This is a genomic window from Amycolatopsis ruanii (assembly GCF_003385175.1).
GTDB classification, from domain to species: domain Bacteria; phylum Actinomycetota; class Actinomycetes; order Mycobacteriales; family Pseudonocardiaceae; genus Amycolatopsis_E; species Amycolatopsis_E thermalba.
On record NZ_PQHY01000048.1, the window covers coordinates 36967 to 54079 of the forward strand.

At 72.6% G+C, this 17113-nt stretch carries 20 protein-coding genes and 2 pseudogenes; 12 read left to right on the forward strand and 10 right to left on the reverse strand.

Annotated features, from left to right (window positions below; translation table 11 throughout):
* The first annotated feature begins 8 nt into the window (after nucleotides 1-8).
* Nucleotides 9-775, forward strand: a pseudogene (locus D0D28_RS23430) (ABC transporter permease).
* A gap of 43 nt (nucleotides 776-818) precedes the next feature.
* Here D0D28_RS23430 and D0D28_RS23435 read toward each other — a convergent pair.
* From D0D28_RS23435 to D0D28_RS23455, 5 genes are all read right to left on the reverse strand, one after another.
* Nucleotides 819-1175, reverse strand: a complete 357-nt coding sequence (locus D0D28_RS23435; RefSeq protein WP_162831165.1) for a YybH family protein — start codon at nucleotides 1173-1175, stop codon at nucleotides 819-821.
* Nucleotides 1176-1319: 144 nt separating this feature from the next.
* On the reverse strand, nucleotides 1320-1733 hold the full coding sequence (locus D0D28_RS23440; RefSeq protein WP_198958331.1) for a DUF5709 domain-containing protein: 414 nt from the start codon (nucleotides 1731-1733) through the stop codon (nucleotides 1320-1322).
* Between the two features lie 57 nt (nucleotides 1734-1790).
* The gene (locus D0D28_RS23445) at nucleotides 1791-2816 is read right to left on the reverse strand and encodes an NAD(P)-dependent alcohol dehydrogenase (protein WP_116112416.1); all 1026 of its coding nucleotides are present in this window, start codon (nucleotides 2814-2816) and stop codon (nucleotides 1791-1793) included.
* Nucleotides 2813-3520 carry an iron-sulfur cluster assembly protein gene (locus tag D0D28_RS23450; protein WP_116112418.1) on the reverse strand — a complete coding sequence of 236 codons (708 nt, stop codon included), beginning with the start codon at nucleotides 3518-3520 and terminating at the stop codon, nucleotides 2813-2815. Before D0D28_RS23450 ends, D0D28_RS23445 begins: the two co-directional genes overlap by 4 nt.
* Nucleotides 3520-4533 (reverse strand): amidohydrolase family protein, encoded by a 1014-nt coding sequence (locus D0D28_RS23455; RefSeq protein WP_116112420.1) that lies wholly within the window; start codon nucleotides 4531-4533, stop codon nucleotides 3520-3522. Before D0D28_RS23455 ends, D0D28_RS23450 begins: the two co-directional genes overlap by 1 nt.
* Before the next feature lie 174 nt (nucleotides 4534-4707).
* Here D0D28_RS23455 and D0D28_RS23460 point away from each other — a divergent pair, with 174 nt between their 5' ends.
* Genes D0D28_RS23460 through D0D28_RS23470 form a run of 3 tightly spaced genes read left to right on the forward strand, consistent with a single transcriptional unit; the run spans nucleotide 4708 to nucleotide 7672 of the window.
* Nucleotides 4708-6120, forward strand: coding sequence for a GAF domain-containing protein (locus tag D0D28_RS23460; RefSeq protein WP_116112422.1), 1413 nt, complete (start codon nucleotides 4708-4710; stop codon nucleotides 6118-6120).
* A gap of 15 nt (nucleotides 6121-6135) precedes the next feature.
* Nucleotides 6136-6645: a DinB family protein gene (locus D0D28_RS23465; RefSeq protein ID WP_116112424.1), complete on the forward strand. Its 510-nt coding sequence runs from the start codon at nucleotides 6136-6138 to the stop codon at nucleotides 6643-6645.
* A 40-nt stretch (nucleotides 6646-6685) separates the two neighbouring features.
* Nucleotides 6686-7672, forward strand: coding sequence for a PHP domain-containing protein (locus D0D28_RS23470; RefSeq protein WP_116112427.1), 987 nt, complete (start codon nucleotides 6686-6688; stop codon nucleotides 7670-7672).
* A gap of 68 nt (nucleotides 7673-7740) precedes the next feature.
* Here D0D28_RS23470 and D0D28_RS23475 read toward each other — a convergent pair whose 3' ends face one another.
* From D0D28_RS23475 to D0D28_RS23485, 3 genes are read right to left on the reverse strand one after another with little or no spacing between them, the layout of a single operon-like run.
* Nucleotides 7741-8964: an RNA polymerase sigma factor gene (locus D0D28_RS23475; protein WP_094007644.1), complete on the reverse strand. Its 1224-nt coding sequence runs from the start codon at nucleotides 8962-8964 to the stop codon at nucleotides 7741-7743.
* Nucleotides 8961-9290 (reverse strand): YciI family protein, encoded by a 330-nt coding sequence (locus D0D28_RS23480; protein WP_116112430.1) that lies wholly within the window; start codon nucleotides 9288-9290, stop codon nucleotides 8961-8963. Before D0D28_RS23480 ends, D0D28_RS23475 begins: the two co-directional genes overlap by 4 nt.
* 31 nt (nucleotides 9291-9321) lie before the next feature.
* Nucleotides 9322-9945: a dihydrofolate reductase family protein gene (locus D0D28_RS23485; RefSeq protein WP_116112432.1), complete on the reverse strand. Its 624-nt coding sequence runs from the start codon at nucleotides 9943-9945 to the stop codon at nucleotides 9322-9324.
* 143 nt (nucleotides 9946-10088) lie between these two features.
* Between D0D28_RS23485 and D0D28_RS36960 the strand changes: the two are divergent.
* A pseudogene (locus tag D0D28_RS36960) lies at nucleotides 10089-10592 on the forward strand (DMT family transporter); the annotation flags it as partial.
* Between the two features lie 74 nt (nucleotides 10593-10666).
* Nucleotides 10667-10957 carry a hypothetical protein gene (locus D0D28_RS36965; RefSeq protein WP_240323323.1) on the forward strand — a complete coding sequence of 97 codons (291 nt, stop codon included), beginning with the start codon at nucleotides 10667-10669 and terminating at the stop codon, nucleotides 10955-10957.
* 1 nt (nucleotide 10958) lies between these two features.
* Here D0D28_RS36965 and D0D28_RS23495 read toward each other — a convergent pair whose 3' ends face one another.
* Nucleotides 10959-11405 (reverse strand): DoxX family protein, encoded by a 447-nt coding sequence (locus D0D28_RS23495; protein WP_116112435.1) that lies wholly within the window; start codon nucleotides 11403-11405, stop codon nucleotides 10959-10961.
* A 91-nt stretch (nucleotides 11406-11496) separates the two neighbouring features.
* Nucleotides 11497-12063, reverse strand: a complete 567-nt coding sequence (locus D0D28_RS23500; protein WP_094007649.1) for a hypothetical protein — start codon at nucleotides 12061-12063, stop codon at nucleotides 11497-11499.
* A gap of 563 nt (nucleotides 12064-12626) precedes the next feature.
* On the opposite strand from D0D28_RS23500, the gene D0D28_RS23505 reads away from it, so the two are divergent.
* From D0D28_RS23505 to D0D28_RS23530, 6 genes are all read left to right on the forward strand, one after another.
* Complete coding sequence (locus D0D28_RS23505) at nucleotides 12627-13763, forward strand: hypothetical protein (RefSeq protein ID WP_116112437.1); 1137 nt, start codon at nucleotides 12627-12629, stop codon at nucleotides 13761-13763.
* The gene (locus D0D28_RS23510; protein WP_116112439.1) at nucleotides 13760-14380 is read left to right on the forward strand and encodes an SMI1/KNR4 family protein; all 621 of its coding nucleotides are present in this window, start codon (nucleotides 13760-13762) and stop codon (nucleotides 14378-14380) included. The genes D0D28_RS23505 and D0D28_RS23510 overlap by 4 nt, the downstream gene beginning before the upstream one ends.
* A gap of 27 nt (nucleotides 14381-14407) precedes the next feature.
* Nucleotides 14408-15199, forward strand: coding sequence for an acyl-CoA thioesterase domain-containing protein (locus D0D28_RS23515; RefSeq protein WP_116112442.1), 792 nt, complete (start codon nucleotides 14408-14410; stop codon nucleotides 15197-15199).
* 53 nt (nucleotides 15200-15252) lie between these two features.
* Nucleotides 15253-15438: a hypothetical protein gene (locus D0D28_RS23520; RefSeq protein ID WP_094007653.1), complete on the forward strand. Its 186-nt coding sequence runs from the start codon at nucleotides 15253-15255 to the stop codon at nucleotides 15436-15438.
* A 69-nt stretch (nucleotides 15439-15507) separates the two neighbouring features.
* A complete protein-coding gene (locus D0D28_RS23525; protein WP_116112444.1) occupies nucleotides 15508-16101 on the forward strand; it encodes a cysteine hydrolase family protein in 594 nt (197 codons plus the stop codon).
* A gap of 7 nt (nucleotides 16102-16108) precedes the next feature.
* Nucleotides 16109-17011, forward strand: coding sequence for a GlxA family transcriptional regulator (locus tag D0D28_RS23530; RefSeq protein ID WP_116112447.1), 903 nt, complete (start codon nucleotides 16109-16111; stop codon nucleotides 17009-17011).
* Nucleotides 17012-17113 lie beyond the last annotated feature (102 nt).

Consider the following 17113-nt stretch of genomic DNA (forward strand, 5'->3'; position numbering starts at 1 on the left):
GCAAGACCATGAAAGCCTCCGCCGTCATCGACGATCCCACCGACCTCGTGTCAGACCCAGCACCGCTTCCGCCGTTGTCGGACAGCCGCACGTTCGGGCGCGCGTTCGGCGACATCAAGGAAGGCCTCCGCCAGCGCGAGCTGTGGAGCCACCTCGGCTGGCAGGACATCAAGCAGCGCTACCGCCGGTCGGTGATCGGGCCGTTCTGGATCACCATCAGCCAGGGCGTCATCGCGCTCGGCCTCGGCCTGCTGTACTCGCAGCTGTTCGGGATGCACATCGGCACGTTCCTGCCCTACATCACCACCGGTTTGGTGGTGTGGAACTTCATGAGCAGCTGCCTCGCCGAGGGCAGGACGGTACGGGGATCTGCCACCCCGGTCTGGGCTGGTACACGCTCACCGCGATCCCGGCGTTCTTCCTGCTGGCGTTCAACGGCGTCTGGGTCACGCTGCTGCTGGGCATCATCTCCACCCGCTACCGGGACATCCCGCAGGTGATCAACTCGCTGATCCAGCTGCTGTTCTACCTGACCCCGATCGTGTGGCCGATCGACCAGCTCAAGAGCGGCCAGCGCGAGGGCGTCAGCTGGGCCGAGCCGATCATCCACCTCAACCCCATCTACCACTTCGTCCAGATCCTGCGCGCGCCGCTGATCGGGCAGGCCGTCAGCCCGTGGAGCTGGGTCGCCGTGGGTGGCATCACGATCGTGGGCTGGCTGCTCGCGCTCGTCGCCATGCGCAACTACCGGTCCCGCGTCTCCTACTGGGTGTGAGAACGAACCGGAGCAGCTGTTCCAGGCGAGTGCCTGCTTGCGTTTACTGCTGCAGATGTTCGTAGAACGCGCGTACCCGGGCTGCGTGGCCGTGCTGGTCCAGCTCGACCACGTCGAGTACCCGGTTGCCGTTCTCGCGGTGGTAGAGCAGTGCGTAGCCGCCCGGGCTGGTCAGCAGTGCCTCTTCGGTGAAGGTCAGCTCGGGGGCGAGCTCCAGGCCGAGTTCGAAGTGCCTGCGCAGTTCGGGCTTGCCGCGCAGCCGGCCGTCGGGCCTGCCCCACCGGCGGGTCACGGTGGAGGCGACGAAGTCCACGTCGTCGGCGTAGCAGGCCATGATGGCATCGAGGTCGCGCGCTTTCCACGCGGCCAGCCAGGCGTCGGCATGGGCTCGAGCGTTCATCCCCGCAGTCTTCCCGGTCGTCTTGATCACCGGCAACCTCGTTTCGGCGCCGGACAGGGGGACGGCTACAGCTCCTCTCCAAGCCGGGATGCGTGTCGCCGCCGAAACGCCCGGGACCGCGTCAAGCGCCGTGTGAACCGCCGCTCAGAGGTCCTCCGCGGGGATCGTGTGCATCGCTGCCTCTTCGGCTGACGCGGCGGCTCCGTCGACGCCGATGTCGCGTGCGTAGAGGTCCACCTCGGTCTCTCCGTCGGCCAGGGCGATCAGGCGGCCGGTCCTCGCGTCGCCGACCTCGTCGTCCCGCAGCTCGCCGTCGGTGTCGAGGGTGTCGCCCAAGCCGTCGCCCTCGTCCGGGCCGAGCTCGCCCACCTCGCGCGCCAGGCGGGCGTCCAGGCTCTCCCCCGTCGCCTCCTCGCGTGGCGTCGTGCCCCAGCCCTGCGCGGCCCACGGCCGTTCCGCCGGCGAGTAGCCCTCGTCCAGCGGGTCGGCCGGGCCCCTGGTGTCCAGCGTGTCCAAGGCATCCAGCTGCCCGGCGAAGTCGATCTCGTCGCGGTCCATGGCGCGCTCCCGTTCGTGCGAGCCCCTCCCCAGCATCGCACGAACGGGAGCCGCGCGTCAGGGCGTGAGGATCGCGCGTCCGCGGATGCGGCCCGCGCCGAGGTCGTCGAGCGCGTCCTGGAACCGCTCCAGCGGGTACTTCGTGGTGTGCAGCCGCACCCTGCCCTGCGCGGCGAGCACCATCAGCTCGCACAGGTCGGTGTAGGAACCCACCAGGTTGCCGATGAAGTTGATCTCCGTGGAGATGATGTCGATCGTGGGCACGTCGATGTTCTCGCCGTACCCGACCACGTGGTAGTCCCCGGCGCGGCGCAGCATCCCGACCCCGTCGCGGGTCGCGCCGCCCTCGCCGACGAAGTCCAGCACCACCTCGGCCCCGGCGCCGCCGGTCAGGTCCAGCACCTCCTCGACCTGCCGCCCCTCGGCGACCACCCCGTGGTCGGCGCCGATCGACACGGCCAGCTTCACCGCGTCCGGGTTGCGGTCGACGACGATCAGCTCGGCCGCGGTCAGCGCCTTGAGCACCTGGATGCCGATGTGCCCGAGCCCGCCCGCCCCGATCACCACGCACCGGTCACCGGGCCGCAGCCGCCGGGCCGCCTTCGCCGCCGCGTGGTAGGCGGTGAGCCCGGCGTCGGCGAGCGCGGCCACGTCGGCCGGTTCCAGCGAATCGTCGATGCGCACCACGCTGCGCGCCGAGGTCTTCAGGTACTCCGCGTACCCGCCGTGCGTGTCGATGCCCGGAAAAGCGCTCGCCGCGCAGTGCACGTCGTTCCCGGAACGGCACGCGGCGCACAGCCCGCACGTGATCAGCGGGTGCACGATCACCTTGTCGCCCTCGGCCACGTTGGTGACGGCGCTGCCGACGGCGTGCACCCATCCCGCGTTCTCGTGACCGATCGTGTACGGCAGGGTCACCCCGGACTTCTCCGCCCACTGCCCTTCCAGGATGTGGATGTCGGTCCGGCACACCCCGGCGCCGCCGATCTTCACGACGACGTCCCAGGGCCCGGTGACCTCCGGCTCGGGCACCTCGGTCATGCGGAGGTTCTCGTGGTAGCCCACGACCTGCACTGCCTTCACGACACCTTCTCCTTCACGGGTGACTGGTCCGCCGCCGACTCCGGGTAACGCGTCCGGAGCAGGCCGCGGCAGAAATGGGAATTGCCCTCGATCGAGATGCGCACCGACCGCGCGAGCCGCAGCCGCAGCGGCACTTCCTCGCGCGGGTAGCGGTTGCCGTCGTCGTCGACGAGCACGAACGCCGACGGCTCGGTGCTCAGGCCGAGCGCCTCCCGGCGGCGCAGCAACGCGTCCGTTGCCGCACCCGGCGGCAGGTCGCCGAGGACGACGTCGTGCAGCTCGTCCTCGGGCAGACCGGCCCGCAGCATCGCGGTGAGCACGCGTTCCATCGCCGCGGTGTGCGCCTTGCGGCGGAAGGTCGCGCGCAGCTCCTCCAGGCTCTCCTCGGCCTCGTGCCGGAACGTGCCGCGGTAGCCCGCGTCGGCGGCCAGCCCGCGGTTGATCAGGTCCGAGTCGTGGTGGTCGTCGAGGAACAGCGCGACCTCGCGCGCGCCGGGCAGTGCCGACAGCGCGTCTTTGGCGTCGGAGGCCATGAGGTAGGCGAAGTTCGGCGAGCAGAACGAGGTCGGCAGCCGCAGGTGCACGGTCACGGCGGTGCCGGAAACCTCCAGGGACCGCACGAATCCGAGGTCGGTGATGGGCTCGTCCAGCTCGGGGTCGAGGACGGTGTGCAGCGCGGCCCGGGCCTGGGCTTCGGTGATCATCACGCCACCGCCACGGCCTGCGGCTCCTCGCGCGGGAGCTGCAGCTCGGCGGGCACCGGGATGTCGTACATCGCGGCGGCGTTGAGCCCGAGGATCTTCTTCTTCTGCGCGGTGGTCAGCGGCGCGTACTCGGTCATGTCCTCGGGGATCTGGAAGTCGACGAACCGTTCGACGAGCCAGCGCGGGGTCCAGAGCGCGTAGTCGCTGGAGAACTGGATGCGGTTCTCGTCCAGCCAGTACAGCAGCTCGCCGATGATCTGCGCGAAGTACCGCGGCCGGGTGTGGATGAACGGGATCGCGACGGCGAGTCCGGCATGGACGTTGGGCTCCTGCGTGGCGATCCAGCAGAAGTCCTCCAGCCGCGGCAGGCCGCAGTGCTCGACGACGAAGTTCAGGTCCGGGAAGTCGGTGGCGACCTTGTCGATGTCGGCGACGTCGAAGGCGTCCCGGTCCAGCGGCCGGATCGTCGGTCCCTTGTGGATGTGGATGTTGCGGATCCCCAGTTCCTGGGCGGCTTCCAGGTACCGGTAGGACCACGGATCGTCCAGTTTGTACCCGCGCGAGTCGCCCTGCCATTCCGCGGTGTAGAGCTTGACGCCCTTGAGGCCGAAGCGTTCCGCGTCGCGGCGCAGCTGGTCCAGCCCGGCCTGTTCGAAGCGCGGGTCCCAGAAGTGGTTGTAGGTGAGCTTGTCCGGGTGGGCCTGCGCGAGCGCGAACGCCTCCTCGGTCTGGCCGAAGCCGCGGTGGTAGAAGGCGCCCAGGTGCGCGGGCTGGAAGATGGCGTGGTCGACGTAGCCGTCGTCGAACAGGTCGGTCATCAGACGCGCGCCGCCCTGGTAGAGGTAGTCCTCGTACGGCCACACCTCGGACTCCGGGCTGAGGTTGCGGTGGTAGTCGTAGAAGCAGTCGATGAACTGCTTGCCGTGGATGTTGCGCTGGTTGTCCGGGCGCGCGTCCCACAGCGCGATGTGGGCGTCGACGATGAAGTAGCGTTCGCCGTCCTTGGTGTACATCAGTTCGGGTCCTTCCGGCGTGGCGACCGTGGCACGTTCACCGGTGACGGTAGGTAGCCGCGCGGCGCGGCGGGCCCGTGTGGCGTCTCAATATGAGACAGCCGGACGACCTGTTCGCGGCGCACGGCGGGGTAGCCTCCCCGGAAGACGCAACGATGCGGACGGGAGGTCGCCATGGTGGATCAGCGGGCGGTCCTGCCGCCCCGGCTGGCCGCGTCCTGGCAGCGCAGCAGGCAGTACGGGGTGTCGCCGGAGACGGTGCGGCCGGCGTTTTCCGGCACAGTGGACCACGATTCGCTGTTCTTCGAGTGCGGCCAGGAGGTGCTGACCGGGCTGCACTCGACGCTGGCCAACGAACCGGTGAGCCTGATGCTGACCGACAGTGAGGGCCTGGTGCTCAGCCGGCTGTGCAAGGACTCCACCATCATCCGTTCGCTGGACCGCGTCCACCTGGCGCCGGGGTTTTCCTACGCGGAGCGTGACGCCGGCACCAACGGGCTCGGGCTCGCGCTGGCCGACCGCGCCCCGTCGCTGGTGTCCGCCGAGGAGCACTACTGCACCGGGCTGTGGGGCTACACGTGCGCGGCCGCGCCGGTGCTGGAACCGGGGACGAACCGGCTGCTCGGCAGCGTCAACCTGACCACCTGGTCGAAGTCGTCGAAGGAACTGCTGCTCGCGCTGGCGCAGGCCGCGGCGGGCAACACGGCCGCGCTGATGCTCGCGCGGTCGCACGGGCACCTCGCGCCGCCGGGCCCGCGCGGCGAGGTGTTCCACGTCTACGCCGACCGGCTGCCCGCGGTCACGGCGAACCTGTCCGCCGCCTGGACCGACGCGCTGGCCGAGGCTCGCGCGGCGATGGAGCACGGGCGCGTGGTGTGCGTGACCGGGGAGCCCGGCAGCGGGAAGGCGGCGCTGGCGTCGCTGGCCCGCCGGTCGGTGCGGCCGCGGGAACGCATCCTCAACGCCCGTCCGCCCGCGCCGCAGGACGCGGCGTCGTGGCTCGCGCTGTGGACGCCCGAGGTCGGCAAGGCCGACACGTGCGTGATCACCTCCGGCGCCGACGCGCTGCCCGCCTACGCCGCCGAGGAGCTGGCCGGGTTGTTCGCGGCGGCGCGCGGGGCGTTCGTGCTCACGGCCGAGGACCACGCGGGGGTGCCGGACGTGCTGCGGGCGCTGGTCGACACGGTCGTCGAGGTGCCGGCGCTGCGGTACCGGCCGGACGACGTCCTCCCGCTGGCCGGGCACTTCGCGCGGGAGAGCCGCGGCCGCCCGGTCACCTTCACCCCGGCCGCGTCGCGCGCGCTCACGGCTTACTCGTGGCCGGGCAACGTGCGGCAGCTGCGGCAGGTCGTGCGGGAGGCGGTGGCGCGGGCCGATGTGGTCGACGTCCGGCACCTGCCGCCCGAGGTGTTCACCAGCCCCGGCCGCCGGCTGACCCGGATGGAGGCCGTGGAGCGCGACGAGATCGTGCGCTGCCTGACCAGACCGGGCACGACGGCCGCGCAGGTGGCGTCGATGCTCGGGATGAGCCGCGCGACGGTGTACCGCAAGATCGCGCAGTACGGGATCAAGGTGCCGCGGCGGTAGGTAAGCTTGCGCGTCATGCCCACCGAACGTCCCGAGCCTCCCACCGTCGGCGGTGAGCGCGAGCTGCTGCGCGCCAACCTCGAGTACCACCGCGCCACGCTGGCCTGGAAGTGCGACGGTCTGTCCGATGAGGACCTGCGCGAGCAGTCGATGCCGCCGTCGGCCTTGTCGCTGCTCGGGCTGGTGCGGCACATGGCCGAGGTCGAGCGCGCGTGGTTCCGGCGGACGCTGAACAGGGAGACGGACCTGCCGCTGGTGTGGTCGGACTCCGGTGATTTCCAGGTGGCCTACGACGCGCGGGAGTCGACGCGGGCGGAGGCGTTCGCGGCGTGGCAGGCCGAGGTCGAGCACGCCCGGCGCATCGAGCGGGAGGCCGAGTCGCTGGACTTCACCGTACACTCGCCGCGCTGGGGTACCGACGTGTCGCTGCGGGCGGTGATGCTGCACATGATCCACGAGTACGCCCGGCACAACGGGCACGCCGACTTCCTGCGCGAGGGCCTGGACGGGGTCACCGGCGCCTGACGGCGTGCGAAGTCCGCCGCGGCGCGGTAGGTGTGGTGTCGTGGACCCGGCACAGGCGTTGCGGCAGATCGCGTTCGAGCTGGAGCGCGCCGGCGCGCCGACCTACCGGGTGCGGGCGTTCCGGCGGGCGGCGGCCGTGGTGGCGGAGTTGCCGTCCGACGAGCTGGCCGAGCGGGTCCGGCTCGGGACGCTGCAGGTGCTGCCGGGCATCGGGCCGGCGACGGCACAGGTCGTCGAGCAGGCGTGCGCCGGTGAGCAGCCCGGCTACCTGGCGAAACTGCTCGCGGAGGCGCCGGAGCCGGACCGGTCGGGATTGCGGGGCGCGCTGAAGGGCGACTGCCACACGCATTCCGACTGGTCCGACGGCGGGAGCCCGATCGAGGAGATGGCCGAGGCGGCGCGGGCGCTGGGGCACGAGTGGATCGCGCTGACGGACCACTCGCCGCGGCTGACGGTGGCGAACGGGTTGTCGGCCGAGCGCCTGCTGCGGCAGCTCGACGTGGTGGCGGAGCTGAACGAGAAGCTGGCGCCGTTCCGGATCCTGACCGGCATCGAGGTGGACATCCTCGAGGACGGGTCGCTGGACCAGCGGGACGACCTGCTGGCGCGGCTGGACGTGGTGGTGGCGAGTGTGCACTCGAAGCTGCGGATGCCGTCGGAGCCGATGACCGAGCGGATGCTGGCGGCGGTGCGGAACCCGCTGGTGGACGTCCTGGGGCACTGCACGGGCCGGATGGTGATGGGCCGCGGACGCCCGCAGTCGCAGTTCGACGCCGAGCGGGTGTTCACGGCGTGCCGGGAGAGCGGGACCGCGGTGGAGATCAACTGCCGCCCGGAACGCATGGACCCACCCGACGACCTGCTGGCGATGGCCGCCGAGATCGGCTGCGTGTTCGCCATCGACACCGACGCGCACGCCCCCGGGCAGCTGGACTGGCTCGGCAACGGGACGGTGCGGGCGGAGGCGGCGGGCATCGGCCCGGAGCGCGTGCTGAACACCCTGGGAGCCGCCCAGCTGGGCGGCTGAGCCCGGCCACCCCTTCCGGGCACGGCACCAGCCCGCGAAGGCGCGGTGCCGGGACGTGCCCCTGGCCGCTATCGCAGCTGGTCGCGGCGGCGGGTCAGGTACGCGGTCTCCGCGGTGTTGCCCGCCAGCTCGATCGCCCGGTCGTACGCGGCGCGGGATTCCTCGCCGCGGCCCAGCCGGCGCAGCAGGTCGGCCCGTGTCGCGTGGAAGGCGTGGTAACCGGACAGCTTCGCCGCCAGCTCGTCGACCGCCGCCAGTGCCACCTCCGGGCCGTCGAGCTCGGCGACCGCGATGGCCCGGTTGAGGGCGATGACCGGTGACGGGTCGAGGCGCACGAGCTGGTCGTACAGGGCGAGAATCTGCGACCAGTCGGTGTCGCGCATGTGGCGGGCGGAGGTGTGCACCGCGTTGATCGCGGCGAGGATCTGGTAGCGCCCCGGCGCCACCCCCGCCGCCAGGCGCTCCCGCACCAGCCGGTGGCCCTCGGCGATCAGCGCCGAGTCCCACGCGCCCCGGTCCTGCTCGTCCAGCGCGACCAGCTCCCCACTCGCGGACACCCGGGCGGGGCGGCGGGCCTCGATGAGCAGCATCAGCGCCAGCAGCCCCGCCACCTCACCGTCACCGGGCAGCAGCGCCCGGACCAGGCGGGTCAGCCGGATCGCCTCGGCCGTCAGGTCGCCCCGCACCGGATCGGCGCCGGGGCCGGTCGCCAGGTAGCCCTCGTTGAACACCAGGAACAGCACCGCGAGCACACCGGAGACCCGCGCCGGGAGATCCTCCGCAGACGGCACGCGATAAGGGATGCGCGCCGCTTTGATCTTGGCCTTCGCGCGGGTGATCCGCCGCCCCATCGCGTCTTCGGTCGCCAGGAAGGCGCGGGCGATCTCCGGCACGGTCAGGCCACCGACCATCCGCAACGTCAGCGCCACCCGGCTCTCCACCGCCAGCGCCGGGTGGCAGCAGGTGAAGATCAGCCGGAGCCGGTCGTCGTCGATGACGCCCGCGGGCGAAGCCGGCTCGTCCCACACCATCCGTGCCTCCCGGTGCTTGTCGTCGCGCTTGGTCTCGCGCCGGATGCGGTCGATGGCCTTGCGGGTGGCGGTGGTGGTCAGCCAGGCGCCGGGGCTGGGTGGCACGCCGTCGGCGGGCCACCGCTCGACGGCGGTCGCGAACGCCTCGGCGGCCGCCTCCTCGGCGATGTCGAGGTCGCCGAACCGCCGGGTCAGTGCGGCGACCACCCGGGCCCACTCCTCGCGGTGGGCCCGGGTGACCGCCTCGCGGACGTCGCTCATGCGTCCAGGATCGGCCGCACCTCGACCTTCCGGTTGCACGCCTTCGACCCCTCGGCCGCGAGCCGGAGCGCCACGTCGAGGTCGGGAGCCTCGATGATCCAGAAGCCGGCGAGGTACTCCTTGGACTCCACGAAGGGCCCGTCGGTGACCATCAGCTCCGCGCCCCGGTTGTCGACGACGGTGGCCGTGCCGGGCGCGGCCAGGCCGGCGGCGAAGACCCAGTGGTCCTCGGCCCGGAGCCGGTCGTTGAACCCGTCGATCGCGGCGTCCTCCTCCGGGGTGGCGAGGCCGGCCTGGTCGTGGATCACGGAAAACAGGTACTGCATCCGGGGATCATCTCCTGTGGTGTCGGGAAGTTCAGCTGACCGGTGCGTACTTCGGGCGCCCGGCCGGCCGGTAGACCTGGATCGTCACGCCCTTCGCGTCGGTGCGCGACTCGGCCAGGTCGAGCGCGATGTCCGGGCCGGTCTCCGGGAACAACCGCGCGCCCTGGCCGACGATCACCGGGATGACGATCAGGGTCATCTCGTCGACCAGCTCGTTCGCCAGCAGCCACCGGATCAGCGCGCCGCTGCCGTGCACCTGCAGCTCACCCCCCGGCTTGGCCTTCAGATCGGCGATGGCGGCCGCGAGGTCGCCGGGCAGCACGGTGGTGCCCGGCCACGCCGGAGCGGTGAGCGTGGTGGAGGCCACGTACTTGGGCCGCGTGTTCAGCGCCCGCCAGACGGGCTCCCAGCCCGGCACGTCCTGAGCCGCCGCGGCCCCCCACGAGCCGGCGAACAGCTCGTAGGTGCGCCGGCCGAACAGGAACGCGTCGGCACGCTCGTAGGTGTCCTTGATGAGTGTCTGGGTGTCGTCGTCGCCCTTCCCCATGGCCCATCCGCCGCGCGTGAACCCGTTCCTGCGGTCCTCCTCCGATGCGCCGCCGTTGCCCTGCATCACCCCGTCGACGGTGAGCTGGGTCATGGTCGTCAGCTTCATGTTCACGGTTCCTCTGCCTCGGCGCCGCCCCGCGTGGGCGGCCTCACCCCTGCTACGAACGCCACCACCCGGATCGGACACCCTCGCCCGGAAAACTTTTCCGGCGCCGTGCGCTCCTCGCACACCCGTGTCACCGTGAGGAGATGCTGACCGTGCTCCTGGCGGTGGCCGCCGCCTTCGCGAACGCGGCCGGGGCCGTGCTGCAGCGTGCCGGGGCGCGGAAACAGCCGCAGGGCAGCGACCTGGACGTCGGCGCGCTCAAGGGGCTGGTCAAGACCCCGGTGTGGGGCGCCGGGGTGGTCGTCATGCTCTGCGGGCTCGTGTTGCAGGCGGCGGCGCTCGCGACCGGGCCGATCGTCCTCATCCAGCCGATCATGGTGTCCGAGCTGGCGGTCACGCTGGTCCTGTCCGGGCTGGCCTTCCGCACGCGCCTGCGCGCCCGGGACTGGATCGCCGCCGTCGGGATGGCCGCCGCGGTCGGGCTGCTGCTGTTCGCGCTCGCCCCCGGCGGTGGGGACGCGCGCGGCGTCTCGGCGCTGGAGTGGCTGCTCGGCTGTGCGGTGACGGTCGCCTGCGTGGCGCTGCTCTTCGCGGCCGGGCGGCGGGACGACACCACGCACAGCGCGGCCTTCTTCGGTGCCGCGGCGGGGCTGTGGTTCGGGTTCACCGCGGTGCTCATGGCCGGGGTGACGGCCGCGCTCACCGCGAACGGCGTCCCGGGTTGTTCCAGGCGTGGCAGACCTACGCGATGCTCGTCGCCGGGCCCGCCGGGTTCTTTCTGCTGCAGACGGCACTGGGGGCCGGGCGGCTCGTCGCCGCCCAGCCCGGGCTCGTCCTGGCCAACCCGCTGGTCGCGCTGGGCTGGGGTCTGCTGGTGTTCGGGGAGCACGTCCGCGGCGGGCCGTGGATCGCGCTGGAACTGGTCGCCGCCGGGGCGCTGGCCGGGTGCACCGTGCTGCTGGCCGGGTCGCCGCTGTTGCGCGACGAGGACCCGGCCCGGCAGCCCGCCTGAGTCACACGCCGGCGGGGACGCGTGCCACCCGCTCGGCCGCCCGCCGCCGCAGCACGCCGCTCAGCGCGAACCGGCCCGGGCCGGTGACCGCGATCAGCAGGAACACCCAGCTGTACAGGACGGCGATCTCGCCCGCGTTCTGCAGCGGCAGCAGGGCCAGCGGCTGGTGCACGGTGAAGTAGGCGTAGGCCATCGCACCGGAGCAGAGCAGCGCCGCGGCCCGCGTGCCGAGCCCGAGCAGCGCCAGGACCCCGCCGGCCAGCTCGATGACGCCGGCCCACCAGCCCGGCCACGCCCCGAACGCCACGCCGCCGCCCTGGCCGTCGATGCCGCCGAACGCGCCGAACCCCTGCAGGCCGTGGAGGGCGAACAACAGTCCGACCACGATGCGGACGACGCCCAGGACGACGAGGGTGAGCTGGGCCTGGGAAACCGGAACGCGAGCCATGGTCGATCCTTCCTCCGAAGTTGCTGTCATGAACACGTCGGAGGAACCCGGGCCGGATCGACAACCCTCGCGGACTATTTTTCCGGAGCCGTCACCACTGCTGCTGCTGCGGCGGCGGACCCTGGTACGGGCCCGGCTGCTGCGGCGGGCGCTTGCCCCACGCGCACCAGCGGGCGGTGAGCGGCACGAGCACCAGCACCAGGGTGGCGATCGCCGGGGACAGCACGACCAGCAGCCCGCCGACCCCGCCGCCGATGCCGGCCGCGGTGTCGAGGTTGCGGTTGAACCGGTCGTCCGAGGCCAGCACGATCAGCGCGATGACGCCCTGCAGGATGTGCAGCGCGCTGCCGAGGGCGACGAGCCAGCGGCCCGCCGGCTTGCGCAGGAACAGCAGGATGGCGCCGGGCAGGAGCGTGGCGAACTCGACGAGGTAGACCGTGCCCTGCAGGACCACGATCCACTTCAGGTCGTCGACCACCTCGTCGACGACGCCGAGGTTGAGGATGCCGCTGAAGACGCCCCACAGGGCGCCGAGGACGGCGAGCACCCCGGCGGTGATCGCGGTGCCCCCGCTGGGCGGCTGCTGGACGGAGTACTGCTCGCCCGGGTAGGGCGGCGGCGCGGCCGGGTACTGGCCCGGCTGGGGCGGGTACGTCATGGGAACCTTCCGATCGTTGTCGAACCGGCGTGATCCAAACAGACGAGCCGCCCGCGCGTGGCCGAAGTGACCTATTCGCGACCTGGATCACCGGCGCGAGTGAGGTGGGCGCGTGGCCGGAACGGGACAAGGCGCCGCGGGTGACCGCCTTCTGTCCCCACAGTGGTCTCTCCATGCGATTCGTGTGAGGCGCGAAGGAGAGCGTGATGGCCGAGCCACCGGGAGCCCCACCCGCCGGGAATTCGGCGCCTGCCGGGCAATCCGAGCCCGCAGCCGAGGCGGCCCCGGAGAACGGCTCCGGGAAGGCGCCCGCGGAGGGAGGCGGGGCGCAGCCGGAACCGACCGGGCAGGAGCCGGCCCGGCCGGCCGAGGACACATCTGGTGAACCGGCCACCCGCGGCGACGGGGCCCAGCCCACCGCCGGGACCGACCGCCCTGGCGAAGACGGTGGTGACGCCGAGGCATCAACGCCGGAACAAGGCGGCGAGGGCGCACCGAACGAGTTCCGGAACGCGGTCCACCGGGAGGAACCCCCCGTCGGCCCGCCCGACGAGATGGGGAGGGTGGCGGACGAGACGGGGCGGCTCGGCGAGTCGGTCACGACCGCGACCGACCAGGGCGAACAGGCCCGGGCCAACGCCGGGAACGAGTGGCGGGACCAGGCCGGCCAGGACGCCGGGCACCGGGCGGCCGAACTGGCGGAGGGCAACCGGGAGACGGCTCGGCTGGCGAGGTCCGTGTCGGATGCGGCGCGTTCGAGCGCGGAGCAGGTCACCGAGGTCAGGAAAGGCGACGAGCAGTCCCTGCAAAACGGTGAGACCGACTGGCACCTCGCTCGCGCGTTGCTGCCGGACGGCGAGCGAGAGGTCGCCGAAGGCGAAACCGTGGCCGCGACCGTGGCGGAAACCCGGCAACGGCACGCCGCCGGGGCGGCCGGCATCCGCGAGATCTGGAACGGGGTCGCGGCGGCCGAGGAGCAGCCCGAGGAACCCAGCGCCGTCGCGGAACTGGCGGGCAACCTGCTTCGCACCGGCGGTGACTCGAACGTCAACGTCGGCAGCTTCCTCGGCGAAACGAGCGACGACATCATCGACGGGGCCGGCTCGGCCGTCGGCGCCGCGCTCGACTGGGCCGGATTCGACGAGGCCGGGAAAGCGGTGACCCGCACGGCGGACGAGGTGGGGGACGTCCTCGCGGAGGAGACCCTGGTGGAAGGCGCCCGGATACGCAACGCCTACTACGATCTCGCGCAGGCCGTCGACGGCCTCGACCGTCCCCGGACCGTCTACGTTTCGCACGAGCGGTACCCGGAATCCGCGCAGCACATCGACGAAGCACAGGGTGGCACCTTCTGGCGTGGTGACCAGCAGCGGAACGTTCCCCGCCCCGACCCGGTGCTGACGGTCCAGCGCGAAGGCAGCGAAGCCCGCCGGGCGGCCGCGATCGGCGGTATCCCGTCGAAAGAGGGGTTCGACAAGGACGAGTACCCGCCCGCCGTCGCGGACACCACCGGCGACAAGAGCGTGAAGTACGTGCCCTTCGCCGACAACCGGGGGGCGGGTTCGGCGATGGGCCACCAGCTCAACGGACGGGACGGGTCCATTCAACGCCAGCTCGACGGGCGCGGCATGCTGGGCGACTTCTGGGGTCTCGGCCGCGCCGACGACGGCGACAAGTTCGTATTGAGGACGTTCCGATGAACACGGCACTGACACGTCTGCTGGAGCGCGCGAAGGGTCCGCTCGGATCACCGGTGGAGGTGGAACTCGGGGGCGGCGTGTCGCGCGAACTCGCCGGGCTGCTGTCGCGGCTCAACGGGTTCGCGCTGTTCGACTACGGCGTGCAGGTCTTCCACGCGGGCCCGCGCGGACTCGGGCCGGAACTGGCCGCGTGGAACGCCGTGGACACCTGGAAGGACACCTATGGCGGCCTCGCCGACGGCCTGCTGTGCTTCGCGCAGGACCTCTTCGGGGTCCAGTTCGCCATCGAGGACGACCGGCGCGTCGTCGCGTTCGACCCGGAGACCGGTGAACGCACCGCGCTCGGCACCGGTCTGGACAGCTGGGCCGGCTGGCTGCAGGAGAAGCCCGGCACCCGCGGCGCGGCGGCGTTCGCCAGGCTGTGGCAGGACACCCACGGCGCGCTCGGCCACGACGAACGCCTGCTGCCCGTGACCCCGTTCGTGCTGGGCGGCGAGTACCGGCTCGACAACCTCGTGGTCCGCGACGCGGTGACCGCCCTGCGGATCCGGGGACCGGTCGCCCAGCAGATCCACGACCTGCCCGACGGCACCCCGGTTTCGTTCACCGTCACCTGACCACCGACCGCGCTCTAAGATCACCCGGTGGCGCAGACCGAGCAGCAGCAGGCGTTCTTCACCGCCGACGGCGACGAGCTGGTCCCGGATCCGGTGGCGCGCAGCTGGTGGAATCCGGAGATGATCCACGGCCGCCTGCTCGGCGGGCTGGCCGCGCGGGCGCTGGAACGCGACCAGGCCGCGCCGGGCCTGCACTTCACCCGGCTGACCGTCGACCTGTTCCGGAACACGCCGCTCGCCCCGGTGCGCGTCGAGACCGCGCTCGTGCGGGACGGGCGCCGCATCCGGGTCGCCGACGCCCTGGTGCACGGCGCGAACGGGCTCGTCGCCCGTGCGACGGCCGTGCTGCTCCGCGGCGGTGACCAGCCGGCCGCGCCGGTCCCGGCCACGCCCTCGTGGGACGCGCCACCGCCCGAGGAGCTGTGGGAGCCGCGCGAACAGGGCTGGGCGATCTGGCGGTTCGACGAGCACAACCAGCCGCTGCGCGGCGGCCGCGGCGCCGGGCGGCGGCGCGCGTGGCTGCGCGAGTCGCGGGAGCTGGTGGCCGGGGAAGCGCTGTCGCCGTTCGTACGTGCCGCGCTGGCGGCCGACACCGCGAGCCCGCTGGCGCACGCGAGCGCCGGCAGCCTGGACTTCATCAACGCCGACTACACGTTGTCGCTGAGCCGGCTGCCGCTGTCGGACGCGATCGGGCTGGAGTCGTCGGGACACCTCAGCGAGGACGGGATCGCCGTCGGGCACTGCACCCTGCACGACACCGCGGGGCCGATCGGGTTCTGCCTCACCACGGCGATCGCGAACCCGGGCCGCCGGGGCTGACTGTCCGGTTTGAGCGGCTTCCGGCCGGGAATCCGACCCCGGAGGAGGCAGCCATGAACGGCAACCCGAACCACCAGCCGGAGTCGGCGCCGGGCATCCCGGAATCCGATCCGCCGCAGGGCGGGCCGAACGCCGACAACGACACCCCCAACCCGGCCGACCTCGCGCCCGGTTTCGGCGGCACGTCCCGCACCCGCCCGGTGAGCACCGAGGAGGAGGAGACGGGCAACGGCTCGTGACCGGATCGGCCCGCTTCCGGGCCTGATCGAGCCTGCCCGGCGGGTGCTCGGGCCGCCAGACTCGTCGGCATGAGCGAAGCACTCGTCGTCATCGACGTCCAGGAGTCGTTCCGGCAGCGGCCGATCTGGCGGCTCACCGCCAACCCGGAGGTGGCGGAGCGGGCGGCCCTGCTCGCCGAGCACACGCGCGCCCGGGGCGGGCTGGTGTGCTGGGTCCTGCACAGCGAACCCGGCAGCGGCACCGTGTTCGACCCGGCGCTGGGGCACGTCCGGCTGATGGACGGCCTGACCCCGGCCGAGGGTGAGCCGGTGCTGACCAAGACCGCGCACAACGCCTTCACCACCACGAACCTGCAGCAGATCCTGGTCTCGCGCGGGATCCGGCGGCTGACCGTCTGCGGCATCCGCACCGAGCAGTGCTGCGAGACGACCGCGCGGCTGGCGTCCGACCTCGGCTACGACGTCACCTTCGTGACCGACGCGACCACCACCGATCCGATCCCGCACCGGGACGCCCCCGCCGGGCTGACGCCGGAGGAGATCCTCGCCGATCCGCGCACGCTGGGCACGGACGAGATCATCGCCCGCACCGAGTACGCGCTGGCCGGCCGCTTCGCCACGATCCGGCGCGTCGCCGAGCTGACCGGGGCGGGCGTAGGCTGACCGGATCGTGACCCGTGTGGCCTTCGTGCTCCTCCCCCGCCTGCACCTGCTCGACCTCGCCGGACCCGCGCAGGTGTTCTCGACGGCGCGCGATCTGGGGCTGGACTACGAACTGGCGTACCTGGGCGAGCGGGGCACGGTCGAGAGCGCGCAGGGTGTGCCGCTGACGGCGGAGCGGGACTGGCCGGAGCTGTCGCCGGGCGATCTGGTGGTCGTGCCCGGGTGGCGGTCGCCGCGGCTGACGGCGGCTCCGCTGAGTGCCGCCGGGCTGGCGTGGTTGCGGGCGCACCACGAGCGGGGCGGCACGGTGGCGAGCGTGTGTTCCGGGGCCGAGGCGCTGGGCCGGGCGGGGCTGCTGGACGGCCGCCGCTGCACGACGCACCACGAGCTGCAGGATGCGCTGGCGGCGCGCTACCCGGCGGCGACGGTGGTGCGGGACGTGCTGTACGTCGTCGACGAGCGGGTGGTGACGTCGGCGGGCATCGCGAGCGGGATCGACCTGGCGCTGCACCTGGTCGCGGCGCGGCACGGCCCGGCGGTGGCGGCGCGGATGGCGCGGTCGATGGTGGTGTACGCGCGGCGGAACGGTGACGAGCAGCAGGCCAGCGCGATGCTGCGGCACCGGGCGCACGTCAACGACACCGTGCACCGCCTCCAGGACCTGATCGACGCGCGGTTCGCGGAGGCGCTGAAGCTGGCCGACCTGGCGGGCGCGGCCGGATGCAGCGAGCGCACGGTGACGCGGCTGTTCACCCGCGCGACGGGGCTGACGCCGTTGCGGTACCAGCAGATGCTGCGCCTGGAGCGGGCCGAGCACCTGATCGGCCACGGAGCGACGGTGGAGGCCGCGGCGCGGGCGGTGGGTTTCGAGGACGCCCGCATGCTGCGCCGGCTCCGGGCACGCGGCTGACCGGGGGCCGCCCGCGCTGACCGGGCGGCCACGCCGCCTCGTGGAACACACCGCCACCCGCCCGCGCCGCCCGGCGCTCACCGGGCAGCCACCCCGCCTCCC